Raw genomic sequence first — 21739 nt, forward strand, 5'->3', positions numbered from 1 at the left:
CCGAATATACTATTTTTTTTCACTTTTAAGTGAGAGTAATAAAATATTATCTGAATTTTAATTCTGTGAAACAATTATTGTTTTAAGAAAAGAAACAGATTAGTATAAAAAAATAAAAAGTACATCAACGAAGAAGAAGTAATATTAATCATATAATACAAAGCCGTTAACAAATAGCGTTAGCGGCTTTTTTTATGAATAAAAGTCTCTGTAAGATTTTCCGTTGCGGCGTTTTTTTGTATGTTTGTTATATCAAGCAATTATTAAACTATTACACTTTCAAGTTAAAATATGGATTTTGAAGACTTTATTATTTCACCAAGAAATTTTAAAACAGAAAGCTGGCAGATTGGAAACCGAATTACAAAAGATATAAAAGAAGACAGTATTGTTCTTTTATTTGTATCAGACTATAGAGGAGCGGGTGGTGATGCAGAGGTGCAGGATTTTACAGCAGTCAGAAAAGAATTTTACAAACTTTCACAATTGGATTTTGAGATTCCGATTGTGGATCTTGGCGATTTGGTTTCAGGAAAATCTGTGCAGGACACCCATTATATTTTACAGGAGGTTTTATCAGCTTGTCATTATAAAAGAGCACTTCCGGTAATTGTTGGTGGATCTAATGATTTTGCTTTTTCGCTGTTTTCAGCATTGAATTTCCATCAGAAAAGTATTAATTATACCCAAATCAGTAATATTATTTCCCTTAAACAAGGAGAAGAAATTAACGAATATACGTTTTTGGGGAAAATCTTCGGAGCGAAGAATTTTTCCATTAAAAATTATCATCATTTAGCCTATCAGAAGCACCTGAATGAAATGGATTCTGTACGTTTGATCAAAGAAGTGGAATTTGACATCATCCGTTTAGCTGAAATGATGAATTCCACTGAAAAAACAGAACCTTTCTTCAGAAAAGCTGACTTAGTGACGGTAAATTGTGATGCTATAGAAAGTTTCAGTGAACCATTCTCTATGAATCCGCAGGTAAATGGACTTAATAGGAGAGAGATTTGTGCCTACATGAAAGAAATCGGGCTAAGTGAAAACCTGAAAACAATAGGAATCTTTAATTATAATATCTATTCGGAAAATCAACTGAACCATCAGCTATTGGCACAAATGCTATGGTATCTGATCGAGGGGATTAATATTCAGCAGTCTCATCCCAAAGAAAGACAGTATGAATTGTTTTATGTTTTGATTGATGACAGAGAATTCGCATTTAAGCGTGATACTTTCAGTAATTTGTGGTATTTTGGTGACGATGAAAATATAGAAAACTGTGTTCCCTGCTCAAGAAAAGACTTTGATGATGCTAAAAAGGGCTGGTTGAATGCAAGACTGACGAAATTTTAATGTATGACAAACGCTCCCTCAAGAATTTCCATCATTGTTCCCGTTTATAATGTCGAAAAGTATTTGGTAAAATGCCTCGACTCCCTGGTGAATCAGACTCATCAGGATATTGAGATTTTGGTGGTGGATGATGGAAGTAAAGATAATTCCGGGGAGATCATTAAAAATTACGCAGCAAATTATCCTGATAAAATAAAACCTTTTACAAAGGAAAATGGAGGATTAAGTGATGCAAGGAACTTTGGTTTAGATAGATCAACAGGAGATTATATCGGATTTGTAGACAGTGACGATTATGTTACAAAAATCATGTTTGAAGAAATGCTCCTGTTGGCTGAAAAATATAGGGCTGAAATAGTGATCTGTAATATTCAGAAAGTGGACGAAAATGGGCAAGTAACTCAAAAACTAACACAGATTCCTAATATGCCGGAAAAAATAAAACTGGAAGATGACTTCTCCGTTTTTTCGGATATCAGTTATTTTGCTTGCAACAAATTGTTTAAAAAAGAACTTTTTGATCAGAAAAGATTTAAGAAAGGGGTTCATTTTGAAGATATTCAGCTTATTCCACAGTTGTTGCTGGAATCTGAAACGATCGCTCAAACGCAGAATTTTCACTATCAGTACCTTGAACGTATAGATTCTATTACAAAAACTCATACGGAAAAAGGACTTGATATATTAAAAGCAGTACAGGATGTAGAAAGTGTATTTAGCCAATCCAGATATGCTCATAAAGAAAAAGAATTGAAAAACTTTCAAATTTTTGAAGGAGTGTATTCTTTTCTTGCTTATCTGGCTTTTGTAAAAGATGAAAAAATGTTTTACAACATGGCTGATAAACTGTCTGTTTTCATAAAAGAAAGGCAAATAAAAATTCAAGATATATTGAACTATAGTCGTTTTGGTACAAATTATCTTTTATCTTTGCCGGTGAAAAAAAAGATTTTTTATCTGTTATTTTTTGCCGGACAGAAAAAATTGATAAGAAAATTGATATAAACACAAATGTAAGTACTATTGTTTCGGACGGTAGAACATGATGAAGGAATATTACCATCATTAGTTTAATTGGAGAGATAATGTGTACTGGATAAGAAAAGAATGAAAAACTTTGAATTGTTCTTAAGCGGATCGGGAATACCTATTTTCTACGTAAAAATAGGACTAGGCTTCGTATTTTCCTTTTTAATTACTTTTTTCTCCATACCTACCATTGTAAAAATATCCAGAAGGAAGAACCTTATGGATGAGCCCGGTATCAGAAGTTCACATCTTAGAAAAATTCCGAATCTTGGAGGAATTGCAATCTTTTATTCTATTGGAATATGTGCTTCTATTTTTGCTTATGAGCTGTTTGATCTGTATAAATTCCTATTTGCTTCACTCATTATCCTTTTGTATATAGGAGTAATGGATGATATTGTGGTCATGAGGGCCTATAAAAAGTTGGTGGCTCAAATCCTAGTATCTTCATTAATAGTTATTGGTTCAGATATCAGAATCAGAAGTTTATTTGGGATATTAGGAGTGTATGAATTAGGGTACTTTGTGAGTGTGATATTCAGTATTGTTACTTTTATTATTCTTATCAATGCTTTTAACCTAATTGACGGAATAGATGGTTTAGCTGGTGGATATTCCGTGATCTGTAGCGCTTTATTTGGGATAAGTTATTATAGATTAGGGGAATATAATTACCCCTTAGTTGTTTTGTCTGTAGTTATTATAGGAACCGTTTTGGCATTTTTGTACTATAATTTATCAAATTATAGAACCAATAAAGTCTTCATGGGAGATACAGGATCCATGCTTTTAGGATTTCTGCTAGCCTTTACTTCTATTTGCTTTATCGATATCTTTATTGACAAAAAGCTTGCTGATGTGCCCAAATACCATTTACAATCGGCTCCGGTAGTAGCAGTGGCAATTTTAATCCTCCCTATTGTAGACACACTGAACGTAATATTTGTAAGACTTTACAATAAAAAATCACCTTTTGATGCAGATAAAAATCATATTCATCACAAACTTCTAAAATTAAACCTTACCCATAGAAGATCTACATTTTATATTATTGTATATTATTTAATGATTGTAACGGTAGCCTATTATCTGAGACATATGAATGTGAATTTCTTACTGTTGGTCATTGTTTTATTGGGCTTTATGGGGGCATATTTGCCGGATTTGATATATCGATTAAGAAATAACAAAAATTAACAATTAAATATTACTTTTGTAAACAATATTCAAACATGATGAAGAACTTTAAGTATTTATTTTTAATATTATTATCTTTTTTACTTACCTCGTGCATCACCACAAAGGATGTAAGATATTTACAGCCGAGTGAAAGCTTAGTAATTAATGAAGAAGGTCTTGTTCCCTACAATATCCCTATCTACAGGATTACCAAAAATGATATGCTTAACCTTAATATCGTGACTACGCCTAAAGGAGATGCAGCCCAGTTTTACTCTGCATACAATACTTCAGGCGGAACAGGTGGTGGAGCAATGAGCACTGTGGCAACTGCAGGTGGTACAGGCTCTACTATGGGAGGAAATGTCAATTTTTATTTTAATGGGTTGAAAGTAGATAACAACGGAGATATTAATGTCTTCGGAATAGGATACATTAAAGCCGAAGGAAGAACGGTTGATGATATAGCAAAAGAAATTCAGACTAAAGTAAACGAAAATTTCCAGGAAGGGAAATCAGAAGTGAGATTAAATACGGATGGGATTACCTATTACATACTTGGAGATGTTGAAACAACAGGGATGTCTGGAGAAAAAGTAGCCCATAAAAATACCCTTACCATTACTGAGGCGTTAGCCATTAACGGTGGATTGAATAGAACAATTGATAAAAAAGAAGTGGTTATCCACAGAAAACTTCCGGAAGGGATCAAGATTGCTAAAATAGACCTTACTCGTGAAGACTTGATGAACTCGCCTTACTATTATATACAGAATGGAGACGAAATTTATCTTAATACCAGAAGAAAAAGCTTGAATGGATTCGGTAAAGATCCTATTCAGACACTACTTACTGGTGTGACAGCGATTACAACAGCATTAACTCTATATACAATCCTACAAAGACTTTAATCCCATGATTCCAGGAAAAGATACCGCAGTAGGAAAAAGCGAAGCTCCAAAAGAGAAGTATGGGACTTTTGCATTATTTGATCTCGAACACTTTTTAAGAAGATTACTTAAAAACTGGTATTGGTTTGCTTTTATGTTCCTTATTGGCTATGCCATCTCTTGGGTGTATAGTAAATATTATGCACAGAATGTATATGCTTCAGACTTGTCTTTGAGTATTTCCAATAGTACTTCGAGCTATTTTAGCCCAAACCAATCCATTAACTTTATTTGGGGACAGGGTGGAAACCAGGATGGAGTGTATTTAAAGAAAATGCTTTACTCAAGATCTCATAACGAATATCTGGTTAAAGAATTAAGCCTTTATGTGAATTATTCTACCAAAGGATTTGTAAAGTCCACTTACCTGGATAAGGACGACTCTCCGGTTTTCCTTGAAATTGATAAAAAACACCTCCAGCAGGTTAATTATCCAATTACATTATTGCCTAAAGGTAATGGTTCTTATGAAGTCGTGTTACCAGAAGAAGGACAGTCTTCCAATTTATATAGTTATGAAATGGAAGGCTTTTACAATATCAAGCCTTACAATAGACCTGCCAATAAAATTGTTAGAGTTAATGAATGGTATAACTCTCCCAATTTAAGATTTAAACTGGTTCAGAATCCGGTTACCCCTAATATTAAACTGGATAATATTATTATTAATTTAGTAACTATAAATCAAGGTGTTAATGATATTGTATCTACCATAGGTGTTGGTTTTGATAAAGAAATCAATACAATTATGATTATTACTAAAAAAGGATATAATCTTAACAGTACAGTAAACTTCCTGAATAAATCGGTAACCGAGCTTCAGAAAAAAAGACTTGAAGATAAAAACATTGTTAATAAAAATACAACCGCTTATCTGCAGGGAAGTCTTGATGGAATACGTAAAAGACTTGATTCAGCTGCTGCTGTCCTGAACTATTTAAAAACATCAGAAAAACTTTACAATATTAAAGATAGAGATGAAAAATCTCTTGAAACAATAAAAGACCTTGAAGCCAAAAAAGCAGACTTTGTAAGTAAAATTACCTCTCTGAATAATATTAAAAATACACTTCAGTCTCAGAATTTTGATAAAATGATCGCTACAAATGCCGCTGGTTTTGAAGATGGATATTTCTCTGCTTCTGTAAGTGAACTTAAAGCTTTGTATGCAAAAAGATCAGAATTGGCTCAAATTTACAAGCCCACTTCCGAGCCAATGAAGGAAGTAAACAGGTTAATTAATGAAGCGAAGACAGGTTCTTTTAATAGTTTAAAAAACTACTACACCAAATATTATGATGAGATCAATAAAATTGATCGTCAGGTTGCAGATGCTAACACTGATTTAACATCTTATCCTGAAAAAGAAAGAAAATACCTAGATGCAGAAAGAGGCTATAGTATGATCGAAGCGACATACAATAGCTTGCTGACCAGACAAAATGAATCTCGTTTAAATGTAGCAACCAATCAGTCCGATGTAAGTGTAATTGACCCTGCTAAGAATATTGGCCAAGGACCTGTAAGCCCTAATATAAAAATGGCAAAAGCCGGAATAATTGGTGGAATGTTATTACTTCCAATACTATTTATCCTGATTGGCGAATTGCTTGATAATAAGATCAGAAACATTAAGGAGCTATTAGGAGTAACGAAGATTCCTCTTCTTGGAGTAATCGGAAACAACAGCAGTGAAAATATGCTTACTGTTCTGGAACAGCCTAAGTCTTCTGTTTCAGAAGCATTTAGAGGGATTAGAGCCAATATGAGATTCCTGATGAATAATGATGAACAGGGAAAAGGCAAAGTAATATTGGTGACCTCTTCAGTAGGTGGAGAAGGAAAAACTTACGTTTCTATTAACTTGGCATCCGTATTAGGATTAAGTGATAAGAAAACGATCCTTTTAGGTATGGATCTTAGAAAACCAAAAATCTTTGGGGATTTTAATATTGATAATAAATATGGTATTTCAAACTACCTTACCGGAGAAGTGAATATAGACCAGATTATTAATAAAACGAAAATTCCTAATCTGGATGTAGCGACTTCGGGTCCCATTCCTCCGAATCCTTCAGAATTGCTGATGAGCCGAAGAAATGTTAAGTTTATAGAAGAACTGAAAGAAAAATATGATTTCATTATTATAGATTCTCCGCCGGTAGGTCTGGTAGCAGATTCTTATGAACTAATGAAATATTCCGATGCGAATATATATGTGGTTCGTCACGAATACACAGAGAAGTACATGATGAAGATGGTTACTGAGAAATATCAAAATAATGAAATTGAACATTTAGGACTTATTTATAATGACTATAATACGAAGCAGGGATACGGGTACGGATATGGTTATGGCTACGGATATGGTTATGGATATTTTGATGAAGATAAAAATTACAAAGAACCGTTATTGATTAGAATACGGAACAAAGTGCAGATAATGTTTAATAAAAAATAGAGCCTTAAACCCTCATTCGATGGGGGTTTTTTTATACTTTGAGGATTTTCATTCTATGAAAAAAAGAATATTTTTGCCACTTTGCCGTTTACTTTATAACAAATTATGTTTTTTTGTTTATTTTTAACTAAACATTAAGATTATCATTAATATAAAAATGTTTTATATTTGCAAAAATTAAATTTTAAAATAACCATAAATCCATATTCTTTTATGAATAAAAAATTATTGTTTAGCTTCCTCGCCTTCCTTGGAGTGGTGAGTGTTAAAGCACAAAGAAACGAATTGGGGGTTCGTCTAGGCATGAGTAGCCTAGTGGGTGATGTAGGGAGCACAAGTTATATTTTACAAAAGCCGTTGGATTTAAATAGAATGTCGGATTGGGGGATCCCGTTTTATGGAGGAATTTTATATAGATTTAATTTTAACCCGCATCAAACTGTTAGATTGGATTTAGGGTATAATCAGATCCAGTTTAGCGATAAAGCTGCGAAAGAAGAATATAGAAGAAATAGAAATGCATACGGGAAAAATAACGTATACGAAGCAAGTTTAATATTTGAATATAACTTTTTCCCAGTAAATAATGAACAGATAAGTATGGTAAGTCCATATATTTTCGGAGGTATTGGAGCTTTAATGTTTGATGCTCCTAAAGCGAATCTATCACATGATTTCAGAAGAGATCCGGATGGAGTAGCCCTTGCCCCGATCAATGAAATGGACTTTAAAACAACCACTGAATACTCATTAGGAAAAAAAGTTACCATGCATATCCCTTTTGGTGTAGGTTTGAAGTATAAATTTAACCATACTTGGGCTATATTTGCAGAAGCAACCTTTAGATACACTTTGACAGATCAGCTTGATCATAGTAAAATCCTTCCTGAGGATATAAAAAGTTCCTTTAATGCCGATATCTTGGATCCGGCTACAGGAGGCTCTTTATTGCAATCTGGAAATTATTTTGCTGCTGCCAAAGAACGAGAAGGAGAGTTTATTAAAAAGAGAAATATTGGAGATGAAAGATCCAAAGACTGGATGAATACTTTCAGTTTAGGATTAACGTTTTCGTTTGGAAGACCTCCATGTTATTGTGATTAATTAATATGTCGTTGATTAAAGATAAAATAAATTCTGAGAATTTACCAAAACACGTAGCCATCATTATGGATGGTAATGGGAGATGGGCTAAATCTCGTGGCGAAGAAAGAACCTTCGGTCACAAAAATGCCATTGATGCTGTAAGAAATGCTATTAATGCATGTAATGAGATCAATATCCCTTATTTAACACTTTACACATTTTCTTCAGAAAACTGGAGCCGTCCTACTGAAGAAGTAAATACCCTCATGAACTTACTGGTGGAAACCCTGCTATTAGAAGCAGAGGAAATCTTCAGCAAAGGCTTGAGAATGCATGTAATAGGGAATCTCGATAAGCTGCCTACTTTAGTAAAAGAACAGCTAGAGCGTGTGGTAGAACTTACAAAAGAAAACACAAAAGGAAACCTTGTACTGGCTATTAGCTATGGCTCACAAAGCGAAATACTGAATGCCGTAAAAAATATCAGTTCAGATGTAAAAGAAGGAAAAGTAGACGTAGAGAATATCGATGAAAAATTATTCGAAAACTATCTCTATACCAAAGATTTTCCTCCTGTAGATCTGCTGATAAGAACAAGCGGCGAGATAAGAATAAGTAACTTCCTTCTTTGGCAGATTGCTTATGCTGAATTACAGTTTTTAAATGTTCTATGGCCGGATTTCACCAAAGATATTTTCTTCCAATGTATTGTTGATTATCAAAACAAAGAAAGAAGATACGGGTTAACCGGAGAGCAGATACAAGGCCAATAAATTTTAAAGAAAAGAAAGACTCGATAAAATGAAGTTTAGACTATTACCCATCATTATGTTTGCTGCTTCTGCACATTTTTATGGACAAGTAACTCCACAAGACAGCACGAAAGTAAACAATGCTGTACATGCAGACAATGAGGTAGGTACCTATACACTTAAAGACATTGTTGTAGATGGAGTAAAAAAGTATACACCAGCTCAGATCCTTAGATTTACAGGCTTATCCAAAGGAGAAAGCGTGGATATTCCAGGACAGAAAATCAGTAATGCCGTTAAAAAGCTTTGGGATACCCAATCTTTTTCTGAAGTGGAAGTATATGTTCAAAGCATTGAAGGACAGACTGTAGTTCTTAAATTCTATCTTCAAGATCTGAAGGAACTTGGAGAAGTGAAATTCAAGGGCAAAGGAATTGGGAAATCAAAAAGTGAAAAACTAGCTAAAGATAACAATCTGAAGCCAGGCACAAAGATTACTCAAAACTTGGTGTCAAGTCTTAAGGCAAACATCCCGAAAGACTATATTAAAAAAGGTTTTGCCGACGCAAAAATCAGTATCGAGGATAGAGTAAATGCCGGAGATCCGTCTTTGGTAGACTGGACGATCAATGTAGATAAGGGAAAAAGAATTAAAATCGACCATATCGAATTTGAAGGCAATCAAAGTGTATCCGATAACAAGCTTAGAAAAAAAGCTTTCAAAGAAACAAAACAAAAACGTTTCGGTATCGGAGGAATCTTGAAATCTTCAAAATTCATTGAAGATAAATATCAGGAGGATAAACAAAACCTGATCAGTTATTATAACTCCTTAGGATATAGAGATGCGAAAGTAGTTTCGGACTCCGTATGGAGAAACAAAAAAAATAACTACGAGATCAATGTAAAATTGAATGAAGGTAAAAAGTATTATATCGGTGATATTACGTTCACAGGTAATACTGTTTATTCTACAGAATATTTACAAAGATTATTAGGATATAAAAAAGGAGATATCTACGATGCAGTAGGTTTCAATAAAAAAGTAGGTGAAGACGGAGGTAAGGAAGATGATTCCGATATCAAATCCGTTTACATGAATAACGGATACCTTTTCTCCAATGTTACACCGGTTGAAAAATCAGTGAACGGTGATGCCGTAAACTTAGAGATCAGAGTAAATGAAGGAGAACAGGCAACTTGGAATAAAGTAACATGGCAAGGGAATGTAACAACCCATGACCACGTAATTCTTAGAGCGTTAAGAACAAAACCGGGAGAATTATTCAAAAAGACCGAGATCAAAAGAACATATTTCGATTTGGCAGGGATGTCATTCTTCGATCCACAACAGATCGGACAAGATATTCAGCCTAATCAGGCAGACAATACCGTTGATATTAATTGGAAACTTGTAGAAAAAGGATCTTCCCAGGTTCAGTTACAAGCAGGGTATGGAGGTAATAGCTTCATTGGTACTCTAGGATTGACATTTAATAACTTCTCATTGAGAAACTTCCTTAAGTTCAAAGACTTTAAACCAGTACCACAAGGAGATGGTCAAACATTCTCTATTCAGGTACAGGCGGGACAGTATTTCCAGAACTATGGAGTATCATTTGTTGAGCCTTGGTTATTCGGAACAAAACCAACAGCGCTTTCTGTAAGTTTGAATAACTCAAGAGTGAAATATAGTGATCAGTTTGGAGGCTCACAGAAACTTAATATATTCTCGGCATCAGTAGGTCTGAACAGACTTCTGAACTGGCCAGATGATTATTTCTCTCTGTATACAGGATTACAGTTCCAGAAATATGACTTTAATAACTATCCATTCCAATTTGGAGATGTTACAGAAAACTATGGAACAGCTAATAACTTTAGTATTAACCTAGGATTAAGCAGAAACTCTGCCGGTATAGATCCAATTTTCCCGACATCAGGTTCTAATATTGAACTTTCGGCAAAATTGACACCACCATATTCATTGTTTAGCAAAAAGAATTACGATGAAATGAAGCCTATTGATAAGTATAAGTGGATGGAATTCTATAAGATCAAGTTTAAGGCAGACATTTATAACGAAATTGTTGGTAAGCTTGTATTAAGATCTTCTGCTGAAATGGGATTCATGGATGGTTATAATAAAAACCTTGGAGCTCCGCCATTTGAAAGATTCTATGTAGGAGGGACTGGATTATTTGGAGGTAGATATGATGGTAGAGAACTAATTCCTTTAAGAGGATATGATACGCAAAGTAACTCCGGAGGTGCAGCTGCAGATATCACGCCACAAGGAGGGGGAACAATCTACAACAGATTTACGCTGGAATTAAGATATCCAATCTCATTAAACCAAACAGCTAAAATTTATGCATTGACTTTTGCTGAAGGAGGTAACGTTTGGAACTCATGGGGTAATTATAACCCATTCCAATTGAAAAGATCAGTAGGGGTTGGTGTAAGAGTGTATATGGGAGCATTCGGATTGATCGGATTCGACTTTGCTTATGGATTTGATAAGACTTTAGATGGAAACAAGTCAGGATGGCAAACCCATTTCTTAATGAACCAATCATTATAATTATACATATGAAGAACTTTAAAATAACCATCACTTTTGTATTGCTCTTACTTTTTGGGTTGGGAAATGCCCAGAAAATAGGAGTGGTAGATACTAATGAAATTTTAAATAAATTACCGCAGTATAAAGAAGCTGAAGCGAGATTAAATTCTCAAATTGATACCTGGCAATCTGAACTTCAAAACATGCAGTCAGAGTATGAAAGAAAAAAAGCAGCTTTTGAAAGTGAAAAAGTGTTATTGATAGGAGACCAGCTGAAGCTTAGAGAAAAAGAAGTTGTAGATCTTGATAAAAATGTCAAAACAACTACAAGCTTACGTTTCGGAGCCAATGGTGAAATAACAAAATTGAGAACAAATCTCGTTTTACCATTCCAGGATCAGATCTGGGGAGCTATCAAAACAATGTCCGAAAAAAATGGGTTGGGCATAGTTCTTGATAAAAGCAATAACATTAGTGTTATTTTTCTTCAGGGAAAATATGACTATACAGAAAAAGTATTAGCTATTTTACTGAAAGGAACAGATAAAAAAGAGAAAACAACAAGTAAAAGTAAAAAGTAAGTTTTTAAATTAACTTTTACGTAAATTTGAAATCTAAAAACAAATTAAATTATTTATTTACCAATTATGAAAAAATTAAGTGTATTATTTGCAGCAGTGATGATGATTGTTTCTGTAGGTACGGTAAAAGCTCAAAAAATGGCTACTTTAGATGTATTGGGAGTTCTTAATGCAATGCCTGAAAAGAAAAAAGCAGATGCTGACCTTAAAACATTCTACGATACTAAGCAGGCAGAGATCAAAAAGAAATATGATGCTGGGCAAGCTAAACTAAAGCAGTATAGTGAAGAAGCTCCTAAGAAAACTGCAGACGAAAACAAAGCTAGAGAAGCTGAATTACAGAAAGTTCAGGAAGAAATAGCTCAAATGCAGGATAAAGCTCAAAAAGATCTTCAGGCTAAGCAAGAAGTAGCATTCGGACCAATTGAGAAAAAATTGAACGATGCTGTAGAAAAAGTATCTAAAGCTAACGGATATGAGTATGTAATGGATGCAAATTCACCTGCATTCTTATACAAAGCTGGTGCTGATGCTACCGCAGCTGTAAAGAAAGAATTAGGAATTCAATAATTTCAGCAAATTAACAAAGATTTATAAGACAAACCGCCTCCAAAAGAGGCGGTTTGTTTATTTTTGCGGAATGGAAAAAGAAGTATCAACTATAGTTAAAGTAAGGTTTAGTGACTGTGATCCTATCGGCCACTTGAATAATGTAAAATACCTGGAATATATGTTCAATGCAAGAGAAGATCATGTAGAGACATTTTACGGATTTACTTATGAAGAATATACCAAACAAACGGGGTGTACTTGGATCGCTATTCAGAATGAAATAGCTTACCTGAAAGAAGTAAGATACAATACTCAAGTCGTCATCAGTAGTAAAACGATCGATATACAAGATAGAACTGCCAAAGTGGAGATCCTGATGAAAAGCTTAGATGAGAAAACAATTCATGCTGTGCTTTGGGTAACTGTGATTTATTTCAATGTAAAAACAAGAAAATCCGAAGTTCATCCGGAAGAAATAAAAGAAACCTTCCACAAGTTTTATGTAGATCTGATACAAAAAGATTTCCAGTCAAGAGTTAAATTTTTAAGATCCCAAAATGCAAAAAACTCTTAATACATTTCTATTGAGAATTTTTTGATAGTTTAAAAATAAAAAAATATGAAAAAAATAGCAGTAATAGGCAGCAATGGACAGCTAGGAAACTGTATTAGAAAAATAGCTCCCGATTTTGAAAATCAGTATGAATTTCTTTTTACAGACTCCTCAACTCTGGATGTAACCAATCAAGAACAGGTTAATGATTTCTTTTACGATAACAAACCAGATTATTGTATTAATGCTTCTGCATATACCGCGGTAGATTTAGCCGAAAAAGAAAAAGAAAAAGCGTTTGCTGTAAATGCAGAAGGAGTCGCTCACCTTGCCCAAGCTTGTTTAGATTTTAAGGCCACTTTGATTCACGTTTCTACAGACTATGTTTTTGACGGCGATACCAATCTGGCTTATTCAGAAGATGATTTTACAAATCCGATAGGAGTGTACGGAGAATCAAAGAGAAAAGGAGAAGAATTAGCATTGGAACTTAATCCTAAGACTATTATCCTAAGAACCTCATGGTTATATTCTGAGTTTAACAAGAACTTTGTGAAAACAATGTTGAATTTATTCTCTCAGAAAACCGAGTTAGGAATTGTGGCAGATCAGTTTGGACAGCCTACAAATGCAAATGATCTTGCTGCTGCAATCATGGAAATTATTGAAACCCCTAATAAAATTTACGGTGTTTTCCACTTTTCAAACTATCCTGAAACTACCTGGTTTGATTTTGCAAAGAAAATCGCTGAGTTTTCAAAATCGCCAATACAATTGAACGCTTTAACAACTGAGCAGTATCCAACTCCAGCCAAAAGGCCTGTAAGAAGCACCATGTCTCTGGATAAAATAGAAGAGATTTATAAGATAGAACCGAAACACTGGGAACACAGTCTTGAAGAATGCGTTGAGATCCTTACACAACAATAATAATATGAGAAATATAGCCATTATCTTTTCTGTATTATGTATTCAACTCTGGAATGCACAGAATGTTTATCTGAGTAAAGTGGAGAAGACCAATGATAATGCAGATAAATTTCTTTATAAAAAAGATGAAGCAGAAACAGAGGCCATCTATTTAGGAGAAGCCGAAGTTCAGGGATTTTCAAAAGATGATGCCATGCTGTTTTCATTAGTATATAAAAAAGCAAAAGAGATTGGAGCCAATACTTTTGTCATAAAACCTTTTGAAAATATAGACGGATCACCTCAGAACTTTAATCCTTCCAATTATAAGATAGCATTATATTATACTCCAAAAGAAAAAGTAAAAGTGAATAATGGGATGATGTATATATTTGCTTCTTCAGAAAAAGATCAGAAGATCAATATTAATAGTAAAGACTATATTGTATCACCAAGGTCCTTTTTTAAAATAAAAATTATTCCGGGAGAAGTATATACCATTTCTACGAAGAAATTTTTAGGTTCAACAGTGAAAGTTCAACCGAAAACCAATGATGATAATCTTTATTTTCAGGTTTCATCTTTAAAAGTAAAACCAGATAACTCTGGAACAGGTGGTTTGAACCTTAAATCTGGAGATATTATTGGTTTAGAAAAGTCTTATGCGGAATTTTTAAGTGCAATTTATAAAGAAAATAAGCAATAACACTTCATTATAGGAATAGCGAATACCCGGTTTTAATAACAACCGGGTATTTTTATATATTTCGGTGAGAATTTTTCTCTCAAGGTATCAGGGGGTTAGAAGTAAAATGTTACACAGATATGAATTTTATGTTAAATAAGTTTGTTTTGCGTGGTAATAAGTTGTTATCTTTGCCCCACTGAAAAACGAAAGAGATTCAGTAAGCGCAGAAGGGCTTTTAGATAAGCAAAAACAATATGATACTTGATAAGATATAAGCGGAAAAAGCTTTATAAGTTTTAGCAAATAAAACTTGTGAGATAAAATAAAGTTAGTATCTTTGCAGTCCCAATTAAGGGAGCGCAGGAGTATAGAGATTGAGGTTAAGGGAGGAATTAAGGTTACTTAAAAAACTTTAAAATTTTCTTTCGAAACATTTGGTCATTACGAAATAAAGTTTTACTTTTGCACTCGCAAATACGGAGCGACACTGACAGAAAGATTGCTTCGTTACAAAGCGAAAGAAGAAAAGATCATTGACATACAATATAACAACCAAGTAAGGAAAAACTAAAGCGTTAAAAAACTTTGAGTGAGTCAGACAAACATACAATGGAGAGTTTGATCCTGGCTCAGGATGAACGCTAGCGGGAGGCCTAACACATGCAAGCCGAGCGGTATTTGTTCTTCGGAACAGAGAGAGCGGCGTACGGGTGCGGAACACGTGTGCAACCTGCCTTTATCTGGGGGGGATAGCCTTTCGAAAGGAAGATTAATACCCCATAATATATTGAATGGCATCATTCGATATTGAAAAACTCCGGTGGATAGAGATGGGCACGCGCAAGATTAGATAGTTGGTGAGGTAACGGCTCACCAAGTCTGCGATCTTTAGGGGGGCCTGAGAGGGTGATCCCCCCCACACTGGTACTGAGACACGGACCAGACTCCTACGGGAGGCAGCAGTGAGGAATATTGGACAATGGGTGAGAGCCTGATCCAGCCATCCCGCGTGAAGGACGACGGCCCTATGGGTTGTAAAACTTCTTTTTGTATAGGGATAAAACCTACTCTCGTGAGAGTAGCTGAAGGTACTATACGAATAAGCACCGGCTAACTCCGTGCCAGCAGCCGCGGTAATACGGAGGGTGCAAGCGTTATCCGGATTTATTGGGTTTAAAGGGTCCGTAGGCGGATCTGTAAGTCAGTGGTGAAATCTCACAGCTTAACTGTGAAACTGCCATTGATACTGCAGGTCTTGAGTGTTATTGAAGTAGCTGGAATAAGTAGTGTAGCGGTGAAATGCATAGATATTACTTAGAACACCAATTGCGAAGGCAGGTTACTAAGCAACAACTGACGCTGATGGACGAAAAGCGTGGGGGAGCGAACAGGATTAGATACCCTGGTAGTCCACGCCGTAAAACGATGCTAACTCGTTTTTGGGGCTTCGGCTTCAGAGACTAAGCGAAAGTGATAAGTTAGCCACCTGGGGAGTACGAACGCAAGTTTGAAACTCAAAGGAATTGACGGGGGCCCGCACAAGCGGTGGATTATGTGGTTTAATTCGATGATACGCGAGGAACCTTACCAAGGCTTAAATGGGAAATGACAGGTTTAGAAATAGACTTTTCTTCGGACATTTTTCAAGGTGCTGCATGGTTGTCGTCAGCTCGTGCCGTGAGGTGTTAGGTTAAGTCCTGCAACGAGCGCAACCCCTGTCACTAGTTGCCATCATTAAGTTGGGGACTCTAGTGAGACTGCCTACGCAAGTAGAGAGGAAGGTGGGGATGACGTCAAATCATCACGGCCCTTACGCCTTGGGCCACACACGTAATACAATGGCCAGTACAGAGGGCAGCTACACAGCGATGTGATGCAAATCTCGAAAGCTGGTCTCAGTTCGGATTGGAGTCTGCAACTCGACTCTATGAAGCTGGAATCGCTAGTAATCGCGCATCAGCCATGGCGCGGTGAATACGTTCCCGGGCCTTGTACACACCGCCCGTCAAGCCATGGAAGTCTGGGGTACCTGAAGTCGGTGACCGTAATAGGAGCTGCCTAGGGTAAAACAGGTAACTAGGGCTAAGTCGTAACAAGGTAGCCGTACCGGAAGGTGCGGCTGGAACATCTCATTTTAGAGCGTCTTTTAGACGATAAACAAAATTAGTATCGAGAGATACAAGTACTTATTCAAAGTAAAGCTTTAGTTTTTTGTTTGGTTGATTTATATTAAAAATACAAAACCCACTAGAAATTAGTAAAGGGATTGAGAGAGACAAAGAAGATAAAAAGCAGAGAGAGAAAGACGAAGAAATTAGTCTATTATCTATCAGTCTATCATCTTTACGTCTAATAGACAGTCTCGTAGCTCAGCTGGTTAGAGCGCTACACTGATAATGTAGAGGTCGGCAGTTCGAGCCTGCCCGAGACTACTAATTAAAGGGATTTAAAGATTGAAGAATTTAAAGATTTTAAAAAAATTAGCAGCGTTTAATTTTTTTAAATGATAAAAATCATTAAATATTTAAATCTTGACCTAGAGGGGGAATTAGCTCAGCTGGCTAGAGCGCCTGCCTTGCACGCAGGAGGTCAAGGGTTCGACTCCCTTATTCTCCACATATAGATGGTTTAATATTAAATAAGCAGATAGAGCCAAAAACAATATTTGCGAATTAGATCAGAAATAGCATAACGATCATTGACATTAACGGTAAAGACATCACAAAGAGATAACCGAGCACTTTCGAGTGCGAAGTTTACAAAAATATTGATAATTTAAATTATCTAGAAAAATACTGAACTAATAATAATATTAGGAAAGAAATCGTTAAGGGCGTATGGCGGATGCCTAGGCTTTCAGAGGCGACGAAGGACGTGGTAAGCTGCGAAAAGCTGCGGGGATTGGCACACACGAATTGATCCGCAGATGTCCGAATGGGGCAACCCGGCATGTTGAAGACATGTCACTCCGCAAGGAGAGCAAACCCGGAGAACTGAAACATCTAAGTACCCGGAGGAAAAGAAATCGAAGAGATTCCGTAAGTAGTGGCGAGCGAAAGCGGATTAGCCCAAAAGTCTTTATATATTTAGAAGAACGTTCTGGAAAGAACGGCCATAGACGGTGATAGCCCGGTATTCGAAAGGTATATTAAGATGATAAATGAGTATGGCGGGACACGTGAAATCCTGTCTGAATATGGGGGGGGACCATCCTCCAAGGCTAAATACTCCTGAAAGACCGATAGTGAACAAGTACTGTGAAGGAAAGGTGAAAAAGCACTTCGAATAGAAGGGTGAAATAGAACCTGAAAACCGTACGCCTACAAGCGGTCGGAGCAGCATTAAGCTGTGACGGCGTGCCTTTTTGCATAATGAGCCTACGAGTTAATTTTTACTAGCGAGGTTAAGGTATTAAGTACCGGAGCCGGAGCGAAAGCGAGTCTGAATAGGGCGTATAGTTAGTAGGATTAGACGCGAAACCTTGTGATCTACCCATGGGCAGGTTGAAGCTCTGGTAACACAGAGTGGAGGACCGAACCGGTTGACGTTGAAAAAGTCTTCGGATGACCTGTGGGTAGGGGTGAAAAGGCCAATCAAACTGGGAGATAGCTCGTACTCTCCGAAATGCATTTAGGTGCAGCGTCGTATATAAGTTTATTAGAGGTAGAGCTACTGATTGGATGCGGGGGTTTCATCGCCTACCAATTCCTGACAAACTCCGAATGCTAATAAATGTTCTACGGCAGTGAGGGCATGGGTGCTAAGGTCCATGTCCGAGAGGGAAAGAACCCAGACCAACAGCTAAGGTCCCAAAATATATGTTAAGTTGAAGCAACGCGGTTGGACTGCATTGACAGCTAGGATGTTGGCTTGGAAGCAGCCATTCATTTAAAGAGTGCGTAACAGCTCACTAGTCGAGCGGTCCGGCATGGATAATAATCGGGCATAAAACATATTACCGAAGCTATGGATTTGTATTTTTAGATACATCTGGTAGGAGAGCATTCTATTTGCGCCGAAGCAGTACTGTGAGGTATTGTGGAGCGGATAGAAAAAGAAAAATGTAGGCATAAGTAACGATAAAGGGGGGGCGAGAAACCCCCCTCACCGAAAGACTAAGGTTTTCCTCAGCCATGCTAATCAGCTGAGGGTTAGTCGGGACCTAACGCGAACCCGAAAGGGGTAGTGGATGGACAATGGGTTAATATTCCCATACTTGCTCACACTAAAAAAAAGGGGACGGAGTGCCGTACTTACTGGAGACTGACGGAATAGTCAAGGCCTAGCCTTCGGGCGAAGCTGCTGTAGGGAAAGTGCTTCCAAGAAAAAGCCGAAGTGAAGCAACCCGTACCAAAAACCGACACAGGTAGTCGAGGAGAGAATCCTAAGGTGCTAGAGTGAATCATGGTTAAGGAACTAGGCAAAATAGTCTCGTAACTTCGGGAGAAGAGACGCCATCAGCAATGGTGGCCGCAGTAAAGAGGCCCAGGCGACTGTTTATCAAAAAAACACAGGACTCTGCAAAAATCGAAAGATGCAGTATAGGGTCTGACACCTGCCCGGTGCTGGAAGGTTAAGGAAGGTGCTTAGGGTTAAACCGAAGGCATTGACTGAAGCCCCAGTAAACGGCGGCCGTAACTATAACGGTCCTAAGGTAGCGAAATTCCTTGTCGGGTAAGTTCCGACCTGCACGAATGGTGTAACGATCTGGGCACTGTCTCAACCATGAGCTCTGTGAAATTGTAGTATCGGTGAAGATGCCGATTACCCGCAATGGGACGAAAAAGACCCTGTGAACCTTTACTATAACTTCGTATTGACTTTGAGTAAGTAATGTGTAGGATAGGTGGGAGGCTATGAAGTGGGCACGCTAGTGTCTGTGGAGCCGACGTTGAAATACCACCCTTTACTTACTTGGAGCCTAACTTCTTTTTAGAAGGACATTGCGTGGTGGGTAGTTTTGACTGGGGTGGTCGCCTCCAAAAAGAGTAACGGAGGCTTTCAAAGGTACCCTCAGCACGCTTGGTAACCGTGCGTAGAGTGTAATGGCATAAGGGTGCTTGACTGTGAGACCAACAAGTCGATCAGGTGCGAAAGCAGGACATAGTGATCCGGTGGTTCCGTATGGAAGGGCCATCGCTCATAGGATAAAAAGGTACTCCGGGGATAACAGGCTAGTCTCCCCCCAAGAGCTCACATCGACGGGGAGGTTCGGCACCTCGATGTCGGCTCGTCACATCCTGGGGCTGGAGAAGGTCCCAAGGGTTGGGCTGTTCGCCCATTAAAGTGGCACGCGAGCTGGGTTCAGAACGTCGTGAGACAGTTCGGTCTCTATCTATTGCGGGCGTTAGATGTTTGAGAGGGCTTGATTCTAGTACGAGAGGACCGAATTGAACAAACCTCTGGTGTATCAGTTGTACCGCCAGGTGCACTGCTGAGTAGCTACGTTTGGAAGAGATAAGCACTGAAAGCATATAAGTGCGAAACTCGCCTCAAGATGAGACATCTTTTAAGGGTCGTGGGAGATGACCACGTTGATAGGCTATAGGTGTAAAGACAGTAATGTCATAGCCGAGTAGTACTAATTACCCGTAGATTTATAGCCTGATATGGCCGCTCGAAAGTGCAGCAAGGTTAGCTCTTTGTGAAAGTTTTTATCGCTTAAAACAGATATCAGAGATTAGATCTCAGATATCAGACAAATTGGTCTGAGATCTGATGTCTTGCATCTGACATCTTATATACAACCTTTAGGGTGGTTTTAGCGGTGGGGCTCACCTGTTCCCATTCCGAACACAGAAGTTAAGCCCACCAGCGCCGATGGTACTGCTAACGCGGGAGAGTAGGCCGCCGCCAGTTTTTATTTTATTTTTAAAAATCCTTTATCGCAAGATAAAGGATTTTTTTTGTTATATACCTTACCTCTGTAATCCCCTACCAATAAGTAATACGTACTCATTAATCAGTAATAAACAGTGAGCAATCCGAAGCTTAGTTCCTCGTTCCTCGTTCTTGATTCTCATACTGCTACTTGCTCTTCATGGAAGTCTTTGTTCTTTACTCTTTATTCTTACTAATATTTCCTGGTATCACTGTATACTTAGCTCTATTCCTCCTCGTTATTCAGGTTTTGGCTAAAGCCTTTTGGAATTGTTATTGATGATAAAGCGGGCTAAAGCCCACTTCTATTGAATGAATGTTGGATAGATAGATAGATAGATAGATAGATAGATAGATAGATAGATAGATAGATAGATAGATAGATCAGGTCTAACTCTAGATCCCTACGGGATGGCAAAATGGTGGATAAGGGTACCCATTATGCTAAAAGTAAAAAAGATCTCTAATGGCCTTTATTGATTATGAATGCTTTCAATTGTTCAATATTGACCTATTATTAAACCCTTTTAACCTTAAAAATAAGCTAACATATCGAGTTTATTATATAATGTCATTATAGCAGTAAAATAGCACTTGTTTGAAGCTGTAAACATTGTAGCTGTCTCAATATACTATTGTCATTTTAATAATAAAGCATTAATTCGAACTGGATAGATTTTAGAGTTCTAGTTCGCAGATATAGTGAAAACTACCCGTGCACTATATGTACTTGCGGGAATAGTAACAGAAACACCAGCTAATTGTAGGATTAAGTTAATATCTGAGAAAGTAACAGTATTGCCAAGACCTAAAACTCCGGCAAAAGTTAGCGTTACAAAAGTTACATCAGGAGTCTGAGGTACTGGTATGTAGGTAGTTCCTCCATTGATTGTAGCTGTACATAATAAGCAGAGCCCGGAAATACTACCGGTTCCACCTGTTCTCTTTGCAGATAAAGTTAATGAATTATTCCAAGCATTGGAAGTATAATGCATGGTCATTTTTGCCCCTGTACTGTTAAGAAGGTTGAGAAAACTTCCTGGCAGTGTGGCTGATATTGTTATAGGGGTACTGGTTGTATTATCATAAGTTCCTGCATAGTTATTTCCAGCTTCAGTAATGGTAGGTATAGTAGCGGCCCAATTTCCGGAAACGTTTACAACTTGTGCTTTCAAATAACCACTGATTATT

At 37.0% G+C, this 21739-nt stretch carries 14 protein-coding genes, 2 tRNA genes and 3 rRNA genes; 18 read left to right on the top strand and 1 reads right to left on the bottom strand.

Annotated elements, in window-relative coordinates; genetic code table 11:
- Positions 1–291 precede the first annotated feature (291 nt).
- The 18 genes from QWZ06_RS01250 to rrf all read left to right on the top strand — a co-directional run bounded on the left by QWZ06_RS01250 (position 292) and on the right by rrf (position 20527).
- Complete coding sequence (locus QWZ06_RS01250) at positions 292–1362, top strand: formimidoylglutamase (protein ID WP_290295356.1); 1071 nt, start codon at positions 292–294, stop codon at positions 1360–1362.
- Positions 1363–1365: 3 nt separating this feature from the next.
- Positions 1366–2367, top strand: a complete 1002-nt coding sequence (locus QWZ06_RS01255) for a glycosyltransferase family 2 protein (protein WP_290295357.1) — start codon at positions 1366–1368, stop codon at positions 2365–2367.
- Between the two features lie 102 nt (positions 2368–2469).
- A complete protein-coding gene (locus tag QWZ06_RS01260; RefSeq protein ID WP_290295358.1) occupies positions 2470–3588 on the top strand; it encodes a glycosyltransferase family 4 protein in 1119 nt (372 codons plus the stop codon).
- 35 nt (positions 3589–3623) lie between these two features.
- On the top strand, positions 3624–4481 hold the full coding sequence (locus QWZ06_RS01265; RefSeq protein ID WP_290295359.1) for a polysaccharide biosynthesis/export family protein: 858 nt from the start codon (positions 3624–3626) through the stop codon (positions 4479–4481).
- 4 nt (positions 4482–4485) lie between these two features.
- A complete protein-coding gene (locus tag QWZ06_RS01270) occupies positions 4486–6981 on the top strand; it encodes an exopolysaccharide transport family protein (protein WP_290295360.1) in 2496 nt (831 codons plus the stop codon).
- Between the two features lie 213 nt (positions 6982–7194).
- On the top strand, positions 7195–8085 hold the full coding sequence (gene porG, locus QWZ06_RS01275) for a type IX secretion system protein PorG (protein WP_290295361.1): 891 nt from the start codon (positions 7195–7197) through the stop codon (positions 8083–8085).
- Between the two features lie 5 nt (positions 8086–8090).
- Complete coding sequence (gene uppS, locus QWZ06_RS01280) at positions 8091–8840, top strand: undecaprenyl pyrophosphate synthase (RefSeq protein WP_290295362.1); 750 nt, start codon at positions 8091–8093, stop codon at positions 8838–8840.
- 28 nt (positions 8841–8868) lie between these two features.
- Positions 8869–11403 carry an outer membrane protein assembly factor BamA gene (gene bamA, locus QWZ06_RS01285; protein WP_290295363.1) on the top strand — a complete coding sequence of 845 codons (2535 nt, stop codon included), beginning with the start codon at positions 8869–8871 and terminating at the stop codon, positions 11401–11403.
- Between the two features lie 8 nt (positions 11404–11411).
- Positions 11412–11966: an OmpH/Skp family outer membrane protein gene (locus tag QWZ06_RS01290; RefSeq protein WP_290295364.1), complete on the top strand. Its 555-nt coding sequence runs from the start codon at positions 11412–11414 to the stop codon at positions 11964–11966.
- A gap of 66 nt (positions 11967–12032) precedes the next feature.
- Positions 12033–12536 (top strand): OmpH/Skp family outer membrane protein, encoded by a 504-nt coding sequence (locus tag QWZ06_RS01295; RefSeq protein ID WP_290295365.1) that lies wholly within the window; start codon positions 12033–12035, stop codon positions 12534–12536.
- Between the two features lie 70 nt (positions 12537–12606).
- Positions 12607–13092: an acyl-CoA thioesterase gene (locus QWZ06_RS01300; RefSeq protein WP_290295366.1), complete on the top strand. Its 486-nt coding sequence runs from the start codon at positions 12607–12609 to the stop codon at positions 13090–13092.
- Between the two features lie 45 nt (positions 13093–13137).
- Entirely contained in the window at positions 13138–14001 is an 864-nt protein-coding gene (rfbD, locus tag QWZ06_RS01305; RefSeq protein ID WP_290295367.1) for a dTDP-4-dehydrorhamnose reductase, read from the top strand.
- A 4-nt stretch (positions 14002–14005) separates the two neighbouring features.
- On the top strand, positions 14006–14686 hold the full coding sequence (locus QWZ06_RS01310; RefSeq protein ID WP_290295368.1) for a hypothetical protein: 681 nt from the start codon (positions 14006–14008) through the stop codon (positions 14684–14686).
- A 588-nt stretch (positions 14687–15274) separates the two neighbouring features.
- Positions 15275–16803: ribosomal RNA gene (locus QWZ06_RS01315) — 16S ribosomal RNA — on the top strand.
- Positions 16804–17026: 223 nt separating this feature from the next.
- Positions 17027–17100, top strand: a tRNA-Ile gene (locus QWZ06_RS01320).
- A gap of 110 nt (positions 17101–17210) precedes the next feature.
- Positions 17211–17284 (top strand) — tRNA-Ala (locus QWZ06_RS01325).
- A 201-nt stretch (positions 17285–17485) separates the two neighbouring features.
- A 23S ribosomal RNA gene (locus QWZ06_RS01330) occupies positions 17486–20273 on the top strand.
- A 146-nt stretch (positions 20274–20419) separates the two neighbouring features.
- A 5S ribosomal RNA gene (gene rrf / locus QWZ06_RS01335) occupies positions 20420–20527 on the top strand.
- The 16S, 23S and 5S rRNA genes sit together here with 2 tRNA genes alongside, the layout of an rRNA operon.
- Before the next feature lie 707 nt (positions 20528–21234).
- Here the strand turns inward: rrf and QWZ06_RS01340 are convergent.
- Positions 21235–21723 carry a hypothetical protein gene (locus QWZ06_RS01340; RefSeq protein ID WP_290295369.1) on the bottom strand — a complete coding sequence of 163 codons (489 nt, stop codon included), beginning with the start codon at positions 21721–21723 and terminating at the stop codon, positions 21235–21237.
- Between the last annotated feature and the right edge of the window lie 16 nt (positions 21724–21739).

It is taken from the genome of Chryseobacterium tructae (assembly GCF_030409875.1).
In the GTDB taxonomy this organism is placed as follows: Bacteria; Bacteroidota; Bacteroidia; order Flavobacteriales; family Weeksellaceae; genus Chryseobacterium; species Chryseobacterium tructae.